The 17,666-nt window shown below is 60.6% G+C and carries 14 protein-coding genes; 6 read left to right on the top strand and 8 right to left on the bottom strand.

The window, feature by feature from the left end; all coding sequences use genetic code 11:
- Positions 1–3 precede the first annotated feature (3 nt).
- The 3 genes from AC3ZU9_RS20255 to AC3ZU9_RS20245 all read right to left on the bottom strand — a co-directional run bounded on the left by AC3ZU9_RS20255 (position 4) and on the right by AC3ZU9_RS20245 (position 4,010).
- On the bottom strand, positions 4–2,520 hold the full coding sequence (locus AC3ZU9_RS20255) for a fimbria/pilus outer membrane usher protein (RefSeq protein ID WP_052308691.1): 2,517 nt from the start codon (positions 2,518–2,520) through the stop codon (positions 4–6).
- 7 nt (positions 2,521–2,527) lie between these two features.
- Complete coding sequence (locus AC3ZU9_RS20250) at positions 2,528–3,226, bottom strand: fimbria/pilus chaperone family protein (RefSeq protein ID WP_080943257.1); 699 nt, start codon at positions 3,224–3,226, stop codon at positions 2,528–2,530.
- A 133-nt stretch (positions 3,227–3,359) separates the two neighbouring features.
- Positions 3,360–4,010, bottom strand: a complete 651-nt coding sequence (locus AC3ZU9_RS20245) for a DUF1120 domain-containing protein (protein WP_490091230.1) — start codon at positions 4,008–4,010, stop codon at positions 3,360–3,362.
- A gap of 443 nt (positions 4,011–4,453) precedes the next feature.
- On the opposite strand from AC3ZU9_RS20245, the gene ppx reads away from it, so the two are divergent.
- Positions 4,454–5,956 carry an exopolyphosphatase gene (gene ppx / locus AC3ZU9_RS20240; RefSeq protein ID WP_015886469.1) on the top strand — a complete coding sequence of 501 codons (1,503 nt, stop codon included), beginning with the start codon at positions 4,454–4,456 and terminating at the stop codon, positions 5,954–5,956.
- Positions 5,957–6,194: 238 nt separating this feature from the next.
- On the opposite strand, the gene ppk1 is transcribed toward ppx, so the two are convergent.
- Together ppk1 and hemB are read right to left on the bottom strand one after the other, a co-directional pair.
- Positions 6,195–8,417, bottom strand: a complete 2,223-nt coding sequence (gene ppk1, locus AC3ZU9_RS20235) for a polyphosphate kinase 1 (protein ID WP_015886470.1) — start codon at positions 8,415–8,417, stop codon at positions 6,195–6,197.
- 18 nt (positions 8,418–8,435) lie between these two features.
- Entirely contained in the window at positions 8,436–9,449 is a 1,014-nt protein-coding gene (hemB, locus tag AC3ZU9_RS20230) for a porphobilinogen synthase (RefSeq protein ID WP_046034885.1), read from the bottom strand.
- Between the two features lie 207 nt (positions 9,450–9,656).
- Between hemB and AC3ZU9_RS20225 the strand changes: the two genes are divergently transcribed.
- Positions 9,657–10,292, top strand: coding sequence for a DedA family protein (locus tag AC3ZU9_RS20225; protein WP_015886472.1), 636 nt, complete (start codon positions 9,657–9,659; stop codon positions 10,290–10,292).
- Here AC3ZU9_RS20225 and AC3ZU9_RS20220 read toward each other — a convergent pair.
- On the bottom strand, positions 10,273–11,508 hold the full coding sequence (locus AC3ZU9_RS20220) for a sterol desaturase family protein (RefSeq protein WP_015886473.1): 1,236 nt from the start codon (positions 11,506–11,508) through the stop codon (positions 10,273–10,275). The genes AC3ZU9_RS20225 and AC3ZU9_RS20220 overlap by 20 nt on opposite strands.
- A gap of 116 nt (positions 11,509–11,624) precedes the next feature.
- Between AC3ZU9_RS20220 and elbB the strand changes: the two genes are divergently transcribed.
- Entirely contained in the window at positions 11,625–12,290 is a 666-nt protein-coding gene (gene elbB, locus AC3ZU9_RS20215; protein ID WP_093542621.1) for an isoprenoid biosynthesis glyoxalase ElbB, read from the top strand.
- Positions 12,291–12,642: 352 nt separating this feature from the next.
- Here the strand turns inward: elbB and AC3ZU9_RS20210 are convergent, their stop codons facing one another.
- Together AC3ZU9_RS20210 and AC3ZU9_RS20205 are read right to left on the bottom strand one after the other, a co-directional pair.
- A complete protein-coding gene (locus AC3ZU9_RS20210; protein WP_015886475.1) occupies positions 12,643–13,098 on the bottom strand; it encodes a YaiI/YqxD family protein in 456 nt (151 codons plus the stop codon).
- Positions 13,099–13,100: 2 nt separating this feature from the next.
- Complete coding sequence (locus AC3ZU9_RS20205) at positions 13,101–14,996, bottom strand: FTR1 family protein (RefSeq protein WP_102061193.1); 1,896 nt, start codon at positions 14,994–14,996, stop codon at positions 13,101–13,103.
- 267 nt (positions 14,997–15,263) lie between these two features.
- On the opposite strand from AC3ZU9_RS20205, the gene AC3ZU9_RS20200 reads away from it, so the two are divergent.
- From AC3ZU9_RS20200 to lpoB, 3 genes are read left to right on the top strand one after another with little or no spacing between them, the layout of a single operon-like run.
- A complete protein-coding gene (locus tag AC3ZU9_RS20200; protein WP_015886477.1) occupies positions 15,264–16,658 on the top strand; it encodes a COG3014 family protein in 1,395 nt (464 codons plus the stop codon).
- Between the two features lie 10 nt (positions 16,659–16,668).
- Complete coding sequence (locus tag AC3ZU9_RS20195; protein WP_015886478.1) at positions 16,669–17,040, top strand: YcfL family putative periplasmic lipoprotein; 372 nt, start codon at positions 16,669–16,671, stop codon at positions 17,038–17,040.
- A gap of 35 nt (positions 17,041–17,075) precedes the next feature.
- The gene (lpoB, locus tag AC3ZU9_RS20190) at positions 17,076–17,663 is read left to right on the top strand and encodes a penicillin-binding protein activator LpoB (RefSeq protein WP_015886479.1); all 588 of its coding nucleotides are present in this window, start codon (positions 17,076–17,078) and stop codon (positions 17,661–17,663) included.
- Positions 17,664–17,666 lie beyond the last annotated feature (3 nt).

Here is a 17,666-nt window from a genome sequence, read left to right as displayed (position 1 = left end):
CGTTCAGCGAACATGGCATACCACGGGTGCGGTTTCGTAGAGTTGGTCATCGTCAGGCTCTTGCTCCGGGTTGACTTGCAGCAGGCAGGATTGCGAATCCGGCAATGAAACCTTCAGGGTTTGCGGCCCATCGATGTTGCTGAGGAAAATCATGCCCTCACCCACCACGCTGGTTACAAAGTTGTTGTCCTGGCCAAACACAGCAGCCCCTTGAGGCAAGGGCCGACCTTGTTCATCCTGAGCTTCAAGCAACAGGCGACGGACTTTCACCACATCAAAGTTGAGAATATTGACTGAACCCCGACCAGCGGCGAGCACCTTGGTCCCGTTCTTCAAGTCGACGCGCTTGGGCAGCGACTGGGTCTGCACCTGCAGATGGTTGTTGCTGTAAGCCTGCAGCCCGGGGATCACGGCCTGGCCACTGAAATCGGTCCATACCGGTCCTTGGGGCGTCGAGACCTTTGCCGCACCGATATCGCCCACCGAGACAATGCCAAAGGTGTCCTGCACCGCATACGGCGAGAAGGTCACGCCGTGCTCATGGGCCACGATGCCGCCTTGCAGTTGGCCGGAATAGTTGGTGTTCGACGGGTCACGATCGACGCCCAGGCTCACGCGGGTATAGAGCGGCAAGATGTCCACACGGCCACGCACGCTTTGCTCTCGTTCTTTCAGGTCCCGATCAACACCGACCTCGTAGTTCACATAGTCGTTGACCCGCTCGCTGAGGGCGGTGCCGGCATCCAGCCGGTCACCTCGACGACTGACGTAAGCGCTCACACGCCGATCATCGCCGAGCGGCACCGTGACCTGCAGCCGGACAGACGTGCCCTCGTCCAGCCGCTCGTCACGGCGACCGCCCCGAACCGGGTCCAGGCGCCGAGGCTCGGTCGCACCTACCTGAGCGTCGGCGATCAGGGCTACCCCCACGCCGTTGAAGGTGTTGTTCCACGAGGCAAAGAGGTGATCGTTGGAGTGCCCGTCAAATTGCGAGTTACGTGTGAAGCCGAGGGAGAAACCGCCCAGGGACGGGTCCGCCCAGCTCAAACCTGCCGTGTACTGGCGCTTGAAACGCGCATCCAGATCGTACCCTCGCGACGCCTGGCCGGCGTCCAGTACTTCCCGGTAGCCGCGGCTCTGTGCCGAGGCACTCAGGTTGATATCAAGGTTGGCAAATAACGGAGTCCCCAAAGACAGCGTGCTACGTGCGCCTCCCACCTCATCTTGAGCATCACGGGACAGGTTATGCCGCACACCCACGGTCACCTGGTGGAAAAATACACTGCTCAGGGAGCCGCCTGCCGACTGGTACTCATCGGTACTCAGCAGACCGAAGCCCAACGATGATCGCTGGCCCAATCCCCAGGTGCCGCTGCCCATGGCGACCACAGGGGACTCCCGGTTGTCGAGGGACGTCTCACGCACCTTGCCGAGGGAAAAATAGTACCCCGGCTCCACCGGCGCCCCACCACGAAAGGAAGCAGCGGGCACCACGAAACTGCGCTTGGCCCCACGCACGTCAATCACGCTCACGTCAAGGTCGCTGGTGCTGTTCAGCAATGGCAAACCGGTGAGCCTGAACGGACCTTCCGGCACCAGGGTGGAGTGGATCAATGCGCCCGATTGGCGGACTTCGACCCGAGACTGGCTTTGAGCCAGCCCTTCCACCACGACGTTGCTGTCGCCCGCGCCGGTGCGCTGCTGGCCATCCGGGGAGAACTGCAAGCCCGTCAGTTGCACACCGCCAAATATCGGGTTGTTGCTGGAAATCTGCCCCACCTGGAAGGTCGACTGCAACGCCGCGATATCACGCTGGGCATAAGCATTCACCTGCTCGGTGCGCGTCTTGCCATTGTCGGACACATAAAACTGGCGGCTGCGGACAATCCAATTACCCAGGTTGAAACCCGCCTCGGTATAGGCCGATACGAAGCGACTTGGCCCACCGCGCGAGTGGGTATCGAAACCCAATATGTCGTAGTTAAAGAGGGCTGCCGCGCCCCCCTGGGAAAAATTCCCGGTCTCCCACTCGGGCTCGCGCAGGGACTGCGTGGGCACCACCAGGGTGATCTCATCGCTGCTGGGGCGTAGCCGCACCATGGTCGCCGGGTATTCCCCGACGAAGTCATGGCAGGCCTGGTCAGGGGTAATGCCCTCGCGCAGAACCCTGGACGGGGTGACCAGACCGGCCTTTGCCAGTAACGCAGGGGTGAAGCACAACTGGCCCTGGTAATCGAAACGTGCATCAACCAACCCCAGCGGGGTGCCATTGACTCGCAGCCCGACCACATGGACACCTTCGCGAAAGCGCGCGGCGCTACGAAAGTATTCCGACACCTGTGGATCAATGCCAAGGGAGGTCAACGCAGCCAGATCAAAACCTTCCCCCAGCCCGACCGCTACGCTGGTACCGGGCAGACTCCACAGCGTCGCAAGCCCCAGCAGAATCCTGGAACGCGCTTGGGAAACATTGCTCGGCACGCTATTGGCAGAGCGACGGGTATGCCTGCTCTTCTTCATAGGCGCGTCAATCCGCATCAGCCGTAACGGGTGCGCGGTAGGTATCCACCGTAAACCCGTAGACCGTGGCCGGTTGAATCCCCACGGCCACCACGCCCGCCACCGGGCCTGCCGACGCAAGCGTCAGCACTTCGCCCGGGAGGATGTAGGTTCGCGGCAACGTTGCAACGCTTGCCTGCGGATGCAGTTGTACTTCCATCCCCAGGCGTACGACGTAAGCGCTGTTGTTGTGGACCCTCAACTGATCCCCTTCACGCTTCCATGTCAGCAACTGCCAGGGCGCGTCATGCCTGGGCAAGCCTTTAGGGTGCAGGATCAAGGGCAGGCTCTGGCGCAGGGTGATACCAATGGTCGCACCGCCGGGTGCACGTGCCTCGGGGATACCTTCAAAGGAAACCCGTTTCAGGCGCTGGGTCTTGAGCGGTTTCTTCGTGGTACTGATGAAGCGAACAAGTTGGGTGTCGCCCGCTTCGACCCGAGTAATCGGGGGCGTTACGATCAACAAGGGTTCCAGGTCTTCGGGTATGTTTTGTATGACCGAATGGAGCAACGCAGGGCCAGGGTCGGTATTTTTAACATTAAGCGTTGCCTCACCCTCTTCTTCATTAAGAATGACAACGGTTGTTTCGGGTTGCATTCCGTCTGCGACTGCCAAACCACACCAAAAGAGGCACAAGCTTATATAGCGCAGCAACGACACAACCATTATTGATAGAACATTCACCGATTTTCCCCACGGCCATAAAATCAAACACCAATAAACGCACACGTTAAAACAGCCGACATTTAACAGAGATAGATAAGTACCTTTGCGTTAATGTCGGCCGTTAATGACGTACTTAGATGTAATCCACTGACAGGCTGGTGCGACCATCCAACGTTACATCGCGGGTCAGGTCCAAATCCTGTGTGCGGTTGATAACGGCTTTCACTTCAAGTGTGCCCGTAAGACTGGTGACGGATGCAGGTACCACACTGGTACCGCTACGCCACGAATACTGGGCGGGTGATTGGGCGACTTTACCGTCACTGCTCTGCCAGGCAGCGCCCGAGCTGCTGCGCATGATAGGGCTCAGGGTCCCGCTGGACGATTGCAGATTTTTGAGGGTGACGGAGTACCCACCGGTACGCTTGCTATTGGCGAGACCCAGGCCGTAGTTCTGCGCCTCGGTGAACCCGGTACCGAGGATGCCTGTCACCTTGCTGGCGGATTGCAGGTCACTCAGTGCCACTCGGAACTGCGCTGGGGTTTGGCCGCAACTGATGCTCAAGCCGACCGTTTTCGCTGCAAGAGAAGTGAACTGCGTCGGCGACAAGCTTGCGGCGGGAATTGTCTGGTAATCAACGATGCCGCCACCGGCGAGGCTAAGGTTGCAAGCCACCGGTTTGATAGTCCCGCGTACAATCAGTTCAGCAACATTCGTTGCATGAGCCCCGATACTCGCGACCAGGCAAAGAGTCCCCACTGTCACACCAAGCATTTTTTTCATAGTCAACCTGTCATCTGTAATGAATCGGTGCATTCACGAAGGCCGAACATTCCGACCCTAAATAAATAACACCACGGCGTAATTGCCGGATGACAGTCTGTCGTTTTGGCACCTGATTAAAGAATCAGATTAGACGCCAGTCATTGTGGGAACCGTAAAAACAAATAGTGAGCCAAGCCAAAACACCAGGTAGGCGTAAATACAAAACCAATAAGTTATTAATCGCTCCCTTGTAGGCAAAATCATAAACAGCAAAATGACAACAAAAGGTTAATAATTCCTACAAAAGTGAAGCTCTATTCAAGGGTGGTTCAGAAACCTCCCTACATTACCTACAAGAATTCCTCACAGACACCTACATGAAAATTACCGAAGCCGTACGCGTTGGCACCAAAGGTCGATCGTGGCACGATGGCTGGGTTATCGACCGAGACCCCCTAACCATGCCGCAATCCCAAGCCAAGAATCTGTCCCTGATCGCCGCCATCGACCTGGGCTCGAACAGCTTTCACATGGTCGTGGCCAAGGCCCAGAACGGCGAAATCCGCATCCTTGAGCGGCTCGGCGAAAAAGTACAACTGGCTGCCGGGATCGACGATGAGCGCCAACTCAATGAAGAATCCATGCAACGTGGGCTTGATTGTCTCAAGCGCTTTGCCCAACTGATCAACGGCATGCCCCTGGGCGCCGTGCGAATCGTCGGCACCAACGCCCTGCGTGAAGCCCGCAACCGCGGCGAATTCATCCGGCGCGCCGAGGAAATCCTCGGGCATCCCGTAGAAGTCATCTCCGGCCGTGAAGAAGCGCGCCTGATCTACCTCGGCGTGTCCCACACCCTGGCTGACACCCCTGGCAAACGCCTGGTCGCCGACATTGGCGGCGGCAGCACCGAATTCATCATTGGCCAGCGCTTCGAGCCGCTGCTGCGCGAAAGCCTGCAGATGGGCTGCGTCAGCTACACCCAACGCTATTTCAAGGATGGCAAGATCACCCCGGCGCGCTATGCCCAGGCCTACACGGCGGCGCGACTGGAGATCATGAGCATCGAGCACGCCCTGCACCGCCTGACCTGGGATGAAGCCATCGGTTCGTCCGGCACCATCCGCGCCATCGGCCTGGCCCTGAAAGCCGGCGGCCATGGCACCGGCGAGGTCAACGCCGAAGGCCTGGCGTGGCTCAAGCGCAAACTGTTCAAGCTGGGGGATGCAGAAAAAATCGACTTCGACGGCATCAAGCCCGACCGTCGTACTATCTTCCCGGCCGGCTTGGCGATTCTCGAAGCGATCTTCGACGCCCTCGAACTTCAGCGCATGGACCACTGCGACGGCGCCCTGCGCGAAGGCGTGCTCTACGACCTGCTGGGGCGTCACCATCACGAAGACGTGCGTGAGCGCACGCTCACCTCGTTGATGGAGCGCTACCACGTCGATCTGGAACAAGCCGCCCGCGTGGAACGCAAAGCGCTGCACGCCTTCGACCAGGTGGCCGAGGATTGGGACTTGGAAGACGGTGTATGGCGCGAGCTGCTGGGCTGGGCCGCCAAGGTGCATGAAGTGGGCCTGGATATCGCCCACTACCATTACCACAAGCACGGCGCCTACCTGATCGAGCATTCGGACCTGGCGGGTTTCTCCCGGGAAGACCAGCAGATGCTCGCCCTGTTGGTGCGCGGCCATCGCCGCAACATCCCCAGGGACAAGTTCGCTGAATTCGGTGACGAAGGCATCAAGCTGATTCGCCTGTGCGTGCTGCTGCGCTTTGCGATCCTGTTCCACCACATTCGCGGCACCCAGGAAATGCCTCAGGTAACCCTGCGCGCCGACGGCGACAGCCTGGACGTGGTGTTCCCGAAAGGCTGGCTGGATGAGAACCAGCTGACCCAGGCAGATTTTGGCCAGGAAGCGGAGTGGCTGACGCGGGTGGGGTTCAGCCTTAATTTGCGCTGATGAACACCGCAAACAACTGTGTGAGCGGGCTTATGTGGTGAGCGGGCTTGCCCCGCGCTGGGCTGCGAAGCGGCCCCAATAAAAACGCCGCATTCTGTCAGACAGAATGCGGCGTTTGGTTTTAGGGCTGCTTCGCAGCCCAGCGCGGGGCAAGCCCGCTCACCACATAAGCCCGCTCACCACACAAGCCTGCTCGCTACAACAAGCCTGCTCCCACATGGGGTCGCGTTAGCCTGGATTAATTCACCGACAGGATCGGGCTACCCAACTTCTCCAACAGCGTCGCCTGCGCACTGCGCGGGTTCTGGTTGCCGGTCGGTGTGTTGCGCACGTAGCGGCCGTCCGACTGCAGGCTCCAGCTGTGGGTGTTGTCGGTCAGGTAGCTTTCCAGCTCCTTCTTGACCCGCATGATCAGCTTCTTGCCTTCCACCGGGAAGCAGGTCTCCACACGCTTATCGAGGTTGCGCTCCATCCAGTCGGCGCTGGAGAGGAACATCTGCTCCTCGCCGCCGTTGAGGAAGTAGAACACCCGTGTGTGTTCCAGGAAGCGGCCGATGATCGAGCGCACATGAATGTTGTGCGACACCCCGACAATGCCCGGACGCAGGCAGCACATGCCACGCACCACCAGGTCGATACGCACGCCGGACTGGCTGGCCTTGTACAGCGCGCGGATGATCTTCGGATCGGTCAGCGAGTTGAACTTGGCAATAATGTGCGCCGGTTTGCCCTCCAGGGCGAACTGGGTTTCGCGGGCAATCATGTCGAGCATGCCCTTCTTGAGGGTGAACGGCGCGTGCAGCAGCTTCTTCATGCGCAAGGTCTTGCCCATGCCGATCAGCTGGCTGAACAACTTGCCGACGTCTTCACACAAGGCATCGTCGGACGTCAGCAGGCTGTAGTCGGTATAGAGCTTGGCGTTGCCGGCGTGATAGTTGCCGGTGCCCAAGTGGGCGTAACGCACGATCTCACCGGCTTCACGGCGCAGGATCAGCATCATCTTGGCGTGAGTCTTGAAGCCCACGACGCCGTAGATCACCACCGCACCCGCCGCCTGCAGACGGCTGGCCAGCTGCAGGTTGGATTCTTCGTCGAACCGCGCACGCAGCTCGATCACCGCGGTGACTTCCTTGCCGTTACGCGCGGCGTCGACCAAGGCGTCGACAATTTCCGAGTTGGCGCCGGAACGGTACAGGGTCTGGCGTACGGCCAAGACGTGCGGGTCCTTGGCAGCCTGGCGCAGCAGGTCGACCACCGGGGTGAAGGACTCGAACGGGTGCAGCAACAGGATGTCCTGCTTGCTCACCACACTGAAAATGTTCTCGCTGTTTTGCAGCAGCTTCGGGATCTGCGGGGTGAACGGCGTGTATTGCAGCTCCGGGTGGCTGTCCAGGCCGGTGATGCTGAACAGGCGCGTCAGGTTCACCGGGCCATTGACCTGGTACAGCTCGGACTCGGACAGGTTGAATTGCTTGAGCAGGTAGTCCGACAGGTGTTTGGGGCAGGTGTCGGCCACTTCCAGGCGCACCGCATCGCCGTAGCGCCGCGAGAACAGCTCACCGCGCAGGGCACGGGCCAAGTCTTCGACGTCTTCGGAGTCCAGCGCCAGGTCGGCGTTACGGGTCAGGCGGAATTGGTAGCAACCCTTCACCTTCATGCCCTGGAACAGGTCATCGGCGTGCGCATGGATCATCGACGACAGGAATACATAGTTATCGCCAGCGCCCCCCACCTCTTCGGGTACCTTGATGATCCGTGGCAACAGGCGCGGCGCCGGGATGATCGCCAGGCCGGAGTCACGACCGAAGGCGTCGATACCTTCCAACTCCACGATGAAGTTGAGGCTCTTGTTCACCAGCAACGGGAACGGGTGCGTCGGGTCGAGGCCGATCGGGGTGATGATCGGGGAAATCTCGTCACGGAAGTAACGGCGCACCCAGGTCTTGATCTTGGTGGTCCAGTGACGGCGGCGGATGAAGCGGACCTGATGTTTTTCCAGTTCCGGCAACAGGATGTCATTGAGGATCGCGTACTGGCGGTCCACATGGCCGTGCACCAGCTCGCTGATGCGTGCCAGGGCCTGGTGCGGCTGCAGGCCATCGGCGCCGGCTTGCTCGCGGGCAAAGGTGATCTGCTTCTTGAGGCCGGCGACGCGGATCTCGAAGAACTCGTCCAGGTTGCTGGAGAAGATCAGCAGGAACTTCAGCCGTTCCAGCAACGGATAGGACTCATCCAGCGCCTGCTCCAGCACGCGGATGTTGAATTGCAGTTGTGACAGCTCGCGGTGGATGTACAGGCTGCTGTCATCCAGGTTGGTCACGGCGACCACCGGGGCCGGTACGGGCGGCTCGGCGACCACGACCGGCGCGGCAGGCTCGTGCTCCGGCGGGGTCTCGCTGACCTGTTCAACCACCGGGTGAGCGTCTTTTACGGCAACTTCTGTGAGTCCTTCGGTATTCATCGAGTGTTCCTGTGAGGGCTATTGTTGCTCTCTAAGCAATTGGGCGGCGCGGGCGGCGAAGTAAGTCAGGATGCCATCAGCCCCGGCGCGTTTAAAGGCTGTCAGGGATTCAAGAATCACCCCTTCACTCAGCCATCCATTCTGTATTGCAGCCATGTGCATCGCGTATTCGCCGCTGACCTGATAGACGAAAGTCGGCACTTTGAATTCTTCTTTGACCCGGTAAAGGATGTCCAGGTAAGGCATCCCCGGCTTGACCATCACCATGTCAGCGCCTTCGGCCAGGTCTGCCGCCACTTCGTGCAGGGCTTCATGGCTGTTGGCCGGGTCCATCTGGTACGAAGCCTTGTTGGCCTTGCCCAGGTTCAGCGCCGAGCCCACCGCATCGCGGAACGGGCCGTAATAGGCGCTGGCGTACTTGGCCGAGTAGGCCATGATCCGCACGTTGACGTGACCGGCCAGCTCCAGGGCTTCGCGGATCGCCTGGATGCGGCCGTCCATCATGTCCGACGGTGCAACCACCTGGGCGCCTGCCGCTGCGTGGGACAACGCCTGCTTTACCAGCGCGTCGACAGTGATGTCGTTCTGAACATAGCCGTCTTCGTCAAGAATGCCATCCTGCCCGTGGGTGGTGAACGGGTCCAACGCCACGTCGGTGATCACCCCAAGCTCCGGGAACCGCTCGCGCAAGGCACGGGTGGCGCGCTGTGCGATCCCGTCCGGGTTCCAGGCTTCGGCAGCATCCAAAGACTTGAGTTCAGGCGGCGTGACCGGGAACAGCGCCAATGCCGGAATCCCAAGTTCGACCCAACCGGCGGCTTCTTCAATCAGCAGGTCAATGGTCAAGCGCTCCACACCGGGCATCGAAGCCACTGCTTCGCGACGATTTTCACCGTCCAGCACAAACACCGGCAGGATCAGATCATTGGTCGTCAGCACGTTTTCACGTACCAGGCGACGAGAGAAATCATCTCGACGATTGCGACGCAGACGGGTGGCGGGAAACAGGCGATTGGCAGGGGTAAAGCTCACGACAGACTCCTGAGCCCGGGTTCACGGGCGAGCGTTGCAGTTATAAGCGGCCATTATGACGAAGGTATGACAGTTGTGCTTAACGATGCGACCTGTAGTCGCATTCGTCATTTCCGTAGGAATTGTTCACTTCGTGACACATCTCGATACTTTCATGAATCTTCGTGAAGGCGTAGGCTGCGCGTTCATTTCGCCAGCACCCAGACCATGCTTCAACAATTTCTGCATGACTTCGGCTACTTTGCCCTCTTCCTAGGCACCTTCTTCGAAGGCGAGACCATCTTGGTGCTCGCAGGCTTCCTGGCGTTCCGTGGGTACATGGATATCAACCTGGTGGTCGTGGTTGCCTTTTTCGGCAGCTACGCCGGCGATCAGCTCTGGTATTACATGGGCCGCAAACACGGGCGCAAGCTGTTAGCGCGCAAGCCACGCTGGCAGTTGATGGGCGACAAGGCCCTGGAGCATATCCGCAAACATCCGGATATCTGGGTGCTGAGCTTTCGCTTTGTCTACGGATTGCGCACGGTCATGCCGGTGGCGATCGGCCTTTCCGGCTACCCACCCCTGCGCTACCTGATCCTCAACGGTATTGGAGCCGCGATCTGGGCTGCCGCCCTGGGTGCTGCGGCGTATCACTTCGGTGCCGTACTGGAAGGCATGCTCGGTAGCGTCAAGAAATATGAGCTGTGGGTATTGGGTGCGTTGCTGGTACTGGGCTTCGGCCTGTGGCTGCGCCGCCGCTTCAAGAATGCGCGTATTGCCCGTGAGGCCTGCGCCGAAGCCAAGGCCCGACTGGCCGCCGAACCCGCCCCTGTCGAAGCCCCTAAGACGCCAGTCGAGTAAACCGGCCTCTGCAGCAATAGAGGCCGATCACGCTGAGCAGGCTGTAGCTCAGCAGGCCCAGCCAGCCCAGGTTGCTGGCGGGCCATAGCCCGGTCAACGGCGCCAGCCATACCAGCGGCACATTCAGTGCCAGCCTCAAAAGCTCGGCCTTCCACGCCCACGGGCGGTTCTCCAGGGCCACGCCCAACGTAAACAGCCCCAGCGCCATCGCACTCCAGCCCAGGATCAACGCCGCCGTGGGCAAGCCTTCGCCAACATTCATCAAATAGCTGCCAAAACCTACATACGCCGCAAACTGCAGGGCGATATAGACCTGCTGGCGCACACCCAGCGGGACTTCGAATTTGCGGAACTGGCTCAAGTCATGTTTGGCCAACGGGTACTTGGCCTTCACGTCCGCCGGGCGCCAGCCGGTGCGCATGAACCAGATGCGCAGCTTGTCCCACCGGCTCTCGGTGCGCCGTGCGTCACGCCATAACTGTGCATAAAACTGCAGGTTGGCCCACAGCGGATTCCAGCTGGCCAGCGGCGTGGTCACGCCGAAAATCACCGGCTCGTTGTCGTCTTCCTCTTGGAAGGTGCCGAACAGTCGGTCCCAAATAATGAACACCCCGCCGTAGTTACGATCCATGTAGAGAGCGTTCTGTGCATGGTGGGCCCGATGATTGGACGGCGTGACAAAAAACCACTCATACCAGCCGAGCTTCGGCACATGCCGGGTGTGCACCCAGAATTGATACAGCAAATTGAGCGATGCCACGCTGATAAACACCACCAATGGCACGCCCAGTACAGCCAGGGGCAGGTAGAAGATCCAGCTGAGCAGGAAGCCGGTGCTGGTCTGGCGCAGTGCGGTGCTGAGGTTGTAGTCCTCGCTCTGGTGATGCACCGAGTGCGCGGCCCACAGGATGTTGCGCTCGTGGCCCATGCGGTGCAGCCAGTAATAGCAGAAGTCGTAGAACACAAACGCGAACACCCAGGTCCAGACACTTTGGGCAGGCAGTTCGATGACAGCGAGATGCTTGAGGGCGAACGCGTAGGTCAACAGCCCCACACCCTTGGTCAACAACCCCGTGGTCGTCGACAACACCCCGGTGCTGAGGCTGTTGATAGCATCCGCCACCCGGTAGTTGCGCTCGCCGCGCCAACGGTCGGCAAGCAGCTCCACGATGATCAAGACGACGAAAAACGGTACCGCGTAAGGCACAAAGTCCATGGTCTGGTCCGGTCTATTTTTGTTACATCAAGATTAGGTGCAGCGGCGCGAGATCCCATTGGCAACAGATGACAAATTAGTAGACATTTAACGCCAAGAACCCAGGAGAAATGCCCATGAGCAAAAAGATTGCAGTGATCCTTTCCGGCTGCGGCGTGTACGACGGCGCAGAGATTCACGAAAGCGTGATCACCTTGCTGCGCCTGGACCAGCGTGGCGCTCAGGTCCAATGTTTTGCCCCGGATATCGCGCAATTGCACGTGATCAACCACCTCACCGGCGAAGAGATGCCCGAGTCGCGCAATGTACTGGTGGAGTCGGCCCGGATCGCACGGGGTAACGTGAAGAACCTTCGCGACGCCAACGCCGAAGACTTCGATGCGCTGATCGTGCCCGGCGGGTTCGGCGCGGCGAAAAACCTCTCGAACTTTGCCGTTGAAGGCGCCGGCTGCAGCGTCAACCCGCAAGTGCTGGAACTGGCCGAGGCGTTTGCCGAAGCAGGCAAGCCTGTGGGGCTGATCTGCATTTCACCGGCCCTGGCGGCCAAAATCTACGGCCCAGGCGTGACCTGCACCATCGGCAACTGTGCCGACACCGCTGCCGCGCTGGACAAGATGGGCGCCACACACCAGGAATGTGCAGTGGAAGATATCGTCGAAGACACGGCACGCAAACTGGTGAGCACGCCGGCCTATATGCTCGGCAAGAACATCAGCGAGGTCGCGTCGGGGATCAACAAGCTGGTGGACCGGGTGCTGGAACTGACCCACGAGAACGACTGATAGCCCCCTACTGTGGTGAGCGGGCTTGTTCTGGTGACCGGGCCTGTTTTGTGAGCAGGCCTGTTGTTGTGAGTAGGCTTGTGGGTGGGTGGGCTTGTGTGGTGAGCGAGCTTGTTGTGGTGAGCGGGCTTGCCCCGCGCTGGGTGGCGAAGCCGCCCTAAACCCGGCAGTCATGTTCTAACGGACTCACCGCGTCGGCTGAATTGGGGCTGCTGCGCAGCCCAGCGCGGGGCAAGCCCGCTCACCACACAAGCCCGCACCACACAAGCCCGCTCACCACAACAAGCCTGACCACCACAACAAGCACCCTCACCACAACAAGCCTGCTCGGCACAACCACCCCGCCACAGGGTCAGGCCTGGCGCATTAACCGCGTCAGGATCCGGTCCAACGCATTGGCAAACGCCTGCTTCTCCTTCTCCCCGTGCGGCGGTGGCCCTCCGCCCATCTGGCCTTGCTCACGCAGATCAGTGAACAGGTTGCGCACCGCCAAGCGTTCGCTCATGTTCGCCGGGCTGAACTCCTTGCCGCGTGGGTCGAGGGCCGTGACGCCGTTTTTCACCAAGCGGTCGGCCAGGGGCACATCGCTGCAGATCACCAACTCGCCGGGCACCGCGTGTTCCACCAGGTAGTCATCCGCCGCATCCGGGCCACTGGGCACCACGATCAACTTCACGCAAGAAAAGCTCGGCTTAATCTGGCTCTGACCGGCCACCAGTACCACTTCGAACTGGCGCTTGAGGGCAAACTTCACCACTTGGTCCTTGGCCGCCCGAGGACAGGCGTCGGCATCGATCCACACCCGCATACTTAAGCCATCACCCGGCGCTTCTCGGCCAAACGGCTGCGGCCATACAGCACCACAATCGCCAGGATCGCCACGGCCTGCGCACTCAGCGAGTACGCATCGGCGTGGATGCCCAGCCAGTCGAAGTCAAAGAAGGCGACCGGCCGCGTGCCAAAAATGCCGGCCTCCTGCAACGCCTTCACGCCATGCCCGGCAAACACCACCGACAGTGCACACAACAATGCCGCGTTGATCCCGAAGAACAACGCCAGCGGCAGCTTCGCCGAACCGCGCAGGATCACCCACGCCAGGCCCACCAGCAACACCAGCGCCGTGGCGCCACCGGCCAACACCGCGTTGTGCCCGGCCGGGCCAGCTTGCAGCCACAGGGTTTCGTAGAACAGGATCACTTCGAACAACTCGCGGTACACCGAGAAGAACGCCAGCATCGCAAAGCCGAACCGCCCGCCGCCGCCCACCAGGCTGCTCTTGATGTAGTCCTGCCAAGCGGCGGCGTGGCGGCGATCGTGCATCCACACGCCGAGCCACAGCACCATCACACTGGCGAACAGGGCTGTGCAGCCTTCAAGCAATTCGCGCTGGGCGCCGCTCACGTCAATCACATACGCCGCCAACGCCCAGGTCGCCAGACCCGCCAACAGCGCCAGGCCCCAACCGACGTTGACGCTGCGCACCGCCGACTGCTGGCCGGTGTTGCGCAGGAACGCGAGGATCGCGGCCAGCACCAGGATCGCTTCCAGGCCTTCGCGCAACAGGATCAGCAAGCCGGAGATGTAGCTCAACGACCAACTCAGGCCATCACTGCCTAGCAAGCCGGCAGACTCGGTGAGCTTGCCCTTGGCCACGTCCAGGCGTTGTTGCACCTGCTCGACCGGCAAACCGTCCTGCAACGACTGCCGGTAGGCCATCAGCGCCTTCTCGGTGTCCTTGCGCACGTTGGCGTCAACGTTATCCAGCGAGCTTTCTACCAGCTCGAAACCTTCCAGATACGCGGCCACCGACAGGTCGTAAGCCTGTTCGTGGTCACCCTTTTGGAACGCCGCCAGGCTCTTGTCCAGCGTGCTGGCGGTGTAGTCCAGCAACTGCGCCGGGCCACGCTTGACCTGCGGCGGTTGCGCACGCTGGGCGCGGAACGTCGCGGCAGCCGCGGGACCGCTGGCGGCCAGCACTTCATTGGGGGTCTGGCGGGCCAGGTCGGCGAGGTTGAACGGTTGCTCGCTTTTCGCAGCGGCCGGGTCGGCGGTGAAGCCGGCGATGTAGGTGGCCAGGTCCCAGCGCTGGCGGTCGTCCAGTTGGTCGGCGAAGGACGGCATGTCAGTGCCTTCGACGCCCAGGCCAAGGGTGTTGTAGATCGCGTAAAGGCTCAGGCGGTCCAGGCGTACGGCGTCCCGCAGGTTGGCGGGTGGCGGCGTCATGCCTACGCTGGCCGGGCCGTCACCGGCGCCAGCAGTGCCGTGGCATACCGAACAATGCTGGGCGTAGAGCGGCGCACCGCGCGTGGGATCAGGGGTGATCGCCGGGGCCTGGCTGACTTCATAGGCCACGGCCAACTGGGCGCCCAATTGACGGGCTTGGCGAGCGACTGTCGCGCCGTCTTGATGGGCAGTTACAGCCGCTAACAGTTCGTCGACGCCCTTGACCAACGCCGCGCGCTCCGGGCGTTGTGGCAGTTCTGCCACCAGGCCCTGCAACACGCCGAGAAACTCCAGTTGTTCGCGGTATTCGGATTCATCGATAACCTTGCCCGCCTCCACCGTCGGAGGATAGTCAGCGCCAATGTAGTCCAGCAAATGCAGGGCTTGTGGGGCGCCCTCGGCAGTCGCGGCCATCAGGTTGAAGCTGCACGACATCAACGCCGGCAACATCAGCCAGGCGAGAAAACGGAAGGGGGCAGTCATGAACGAATCTCAAAGGGAAATACGAAGTAACACATTGTTGAGCCTTAATGGGTTTGACTCAAGGCGTAAGTGATTGGGTGTTGGTGGGGGCGGGGCATTTTTAGAAGCGGACTAGTGGCGTTTGGCGACTTCGTCGGGGCAAAAAGCCATTGTTTTGCCAGTAATGGTGCTTATAATGCCGCGCCCTGTTAGTGCGAAAGGGAATTTCATTCCTCGTTTTTATGAGGAGTGACCACATCGGTTGATACTTTCAGGGAAGAAGTCTGCATGGCATTTCGCGCCTTACCCTCGCTCGCGCTCGCGGCGGTGACCTTGTTGTCCGGCTGCTCGATGTTCCGCAGCTACGATACCGAGCTGCAAGCCACCAATCAGCAATTGGCCACCGGCAATGTCGACGCCGCCCTGACCCTGCTGGAAAAGAACAACACCGGCGACGACAAGGACCTGCTCTATTTCTTCGAAAAGGGCGAGCTGCTGCGTGCCAAGGGTGACTTGACCGGCAGCCAGACCGCCTGGCGCAGCGCCGACCTGCAAGTCTACAAGTGGGAAGAGTCGGTCAAGTTCGACAGCGCCAGGTACCTCGCCCAATTTGGCAGCTTCCTGGCCAATGACAAGGTGCGTCGCTACGAAGGCTATGACTACGAAAAGGTCATGCTGACCACGCAGATGGCCCTGAACCTGTTGGCCCTGAACGACTTCGACGGCGCACGCACCGAAATCAAGAAAACCCATGAACGTGAAGCCGTGATCGCCGACCTGCGGGACAAGGAATACCTCAAGCGCGAGGACGAAGCCCAGCGCGAAGGCGTGACCACCCAGATGAAAGACCTGCGCGGCTACCCGGTGGAAACCCTGGACGCGCCGGAAGTGGTCGGCCTGAAAAACAGCTACCAGAGTGCGTTCAGCCATTACCTGGCTGGCTTTGTCTACGAAGCCCTCGGCGAAAAAGACCTGGCGGCACCCGGCTATCGCAAGGCCGTTGAACTGCGCCCCAACACGCCATTATTGGAAAAGGCCCTGCTGGACCTGGACAAATCCAAGGTCGGCGCCGATGAAACCGACGTGCTGATCGTGGTACAGAGCGGCCTGGCACCAGCCCGCGACTCTATTCGCCTGCCGCTGCCGATCCCGATCAATGGCAACCTGGTGATCACCCCGCTGTCGTTCCCGGTGATCAAGGCTGATACGTCCACCGCAACCTTCGCGCAGATTGGCGTCGACGGCCAGCAACAGAACCTCACTGCACTCAACAGCACCACGGCCATGTCCCGCCGCGCCCTGCGCGATGACATGCCGGGGATCATCCTGCGCACCACCGTGCGTGCGGTCACCCGTGGCGTGGCGCAAAACAACCTGAACAAGACCAACCCCATGGCGGGCCTGGTGCTGGGTATCGCCTCGGCCGTCACCGAAGGCGCCGACACCCGCACGTGGCGTACCCTGCCGGACCTGACCCAGGTGACCCGCCTGCGCCTCAAGCATGGCGAGCATCAGGTCAGTCTGCCCAACGCCCTGGGCGGCACGCGGGTGACGGTCAAGGCCGATCAGCGTTATCAGGTCATCACCCTGCGCGTGGTCGGCAACCAGGTATTCGCCGGCGGCCTGGCCGCCCACGTGGAGCCGAACACCGCCAACCAGGCCATCGCCCTCAAACAACCTTAAGGAGCACGTTATGCGTCATTTCATCCTCGGCGCCCTGGCGCTGGTCCTGCTGGCCGGCTGTGCCACCCCGCCGCCGCCGGAGCCTGGCAGCGCCGCGAGCAAAATCGTGGTGATGGGCAAGTTCAAGGGCATCGCGGTCGGTGCCATTCGCGTGGCCCGCGAGAACGGCTTCCTCACTGCCAAGGTGCAGTTGAGCAACATCACCAGCAGCAACCAGATGATGTATTACCGCTTTGCCTGGCTGGGTGCCGACGGCTTCCCGGTGGGCGATGAAGAAACCTGGAAAGTGCTGAACCTGTACGCCAACCAGGCGACCTTCCTGCCTGCGATTGCCAATGTGCCGCAGGCGGCGGACTTCCGTCTTGAAGTGAAAACCCCTTGAGCCGTCCATCCTTTTTGCTGCTGAGAGATTTCCCAATGTTTGCACGCTTCTCGATCCTTGCCGTCGTCGCCGTCCTGGCCAGCGGCTGCGCCAACACCTCCCCGGTACTGGGCGGTAAAAACATCAGCTACGGCGATACCAAGGCAGTGGAACTGGTGACCAATGAGTTCGGTTCCACCGACCTGCAGATGATCGCCGAAAGCATGACCCGCTCCCTGGCTCAGTCCGGCATCCTGCAAGGCCGTCCGGTGGTGCAGGTATACGACGTGAAGAACAAGACCAGTGAGTACATCGACACCCGTGAAATCACCACGTCGATCAAGACCCAACTGATGAAGACCGGCACCGCACGCTTTGCCAGCGACAACACCGACATGCAGAGCCAGGTCGACCAGCTCAAGCTTCAGAACCAGAGCGGCCTGTACAAGAAGTCCACCGTCAGCAAGACCGGCAATATGGTCGCCGCCAAGTACCGCCTGGAAGGCTCCATCAGCTCCATCGTCAAGCGCAGCTCGGACTACAAGGACGTGTTCTACAAATTCAGCCTGCAGCTGATCGACGTCGAGAGCGGCCTGGCCGAATGGATGGACGAAAAAGAAATCCGCAAAACCACGGAGCGCTAAGTA

This window comes from Pseudomonas sp. A39, from assembly GCF_058145955.1.
Note: the sequence above shows the minus strand (reverse complement) of the source record. Positions and strands in the feature narration are given on the sequence as shown.

Bases quoted from the DNA above. Each gene is read 5' to 3' on its own strand.
- AC3ZU9_RS20255 (WP_052308691.1), bottom strand. From the start codon at position 2,520: ATGAAGAAGAGCAGGCATACCCGTCGCTCTGCCAATAGCGTGCCGAGC.
- AC3ZU9_RS20250 (WP_080943257.1), bottom strand. From the start codon at position 3,226: ATGGTTGTGTCGTTGCTGCGCTATATAAGCTTGTGCCTCTTTTGGTGT.
- AC3ZU9_RS20245 (WP_490091230.1), bottom strand. From the start codon at position 4,010: ATGAAAAAAATGCTTGGTGTGACAGTGGGGACTCTTTGCCTGGTCGCG.
- ppx (WP_015886469.1), top strand. From the start codon at position 4,454: ATGCCGCAATCCCAAGCCAAGAATCTGTCCCTGATCGCCGCCATCGAC.
- ppk1 (WP_015886470.1), bottom strand. From the start codon at position 8,417: ATGAATACCGAAGGACTCACAGAAGTTGCCGTAAAAGACGCTCACCCG.
- AC3ZU9_RS20225 (WP_015886472.1), top strand. From the start codon at position 9,657: ATGCTTCAACAATTTCTGCATGACTTCGGCTACTTTGCCCTCTTCCTA.
- AC3ZU9_RS20220 (WP_015886473.1), bottom strand. From the start codon at position 11,508: ATGGACTTTGTGCCTTACGCGGTACCGTTTTTCGTCGTCTTGATCATC.
- elbB (WP_093542621.1), top strand. From the start codon at position 11,625: ATGAGCAAAAAGATTGCAGTGATCCTTTCCGGCTGCGGCGTGTACGAC.
- AC3ZU9_RS20210 (WP_015886475.1), bottom strand. From the start codon at position 13,098: ATGCGGGTGTGGATCGATGCCGACGCCTGTCCTCGGGCGGCCAAGGAC.
- AC3ZU9_RS20205 (WP_102061193.1), bottom strand. From the start codon at position 14,996: ATGACTGCCCCCTTCCGTTTTCTCGCCTGGCTGATGTTGCCGGCGTTG.
- AC3ZU9_RS20200 (WP_015886477.1), top strand. From the start codon at position 15,264: ATGGCATTTCGCGCCTTACCCTCGCTCGCGCTCGCGGCGGTGACCTTG.
- AC3ZU9_RS20195 (WP_015886478.1), top strand. From the start codon at position 16,669: ATGCGTCATTTCATCCTCGGCGCCCTGGCGCTGGTCCTGCTGGCCGGC.
- lpoB (WP_015886479.1), top strand. From the start codon at position 17,076: ATGTTTGCACGCTTCTCGATCCTTGCCGTCGTCGCCGTCCTGGCCAGC.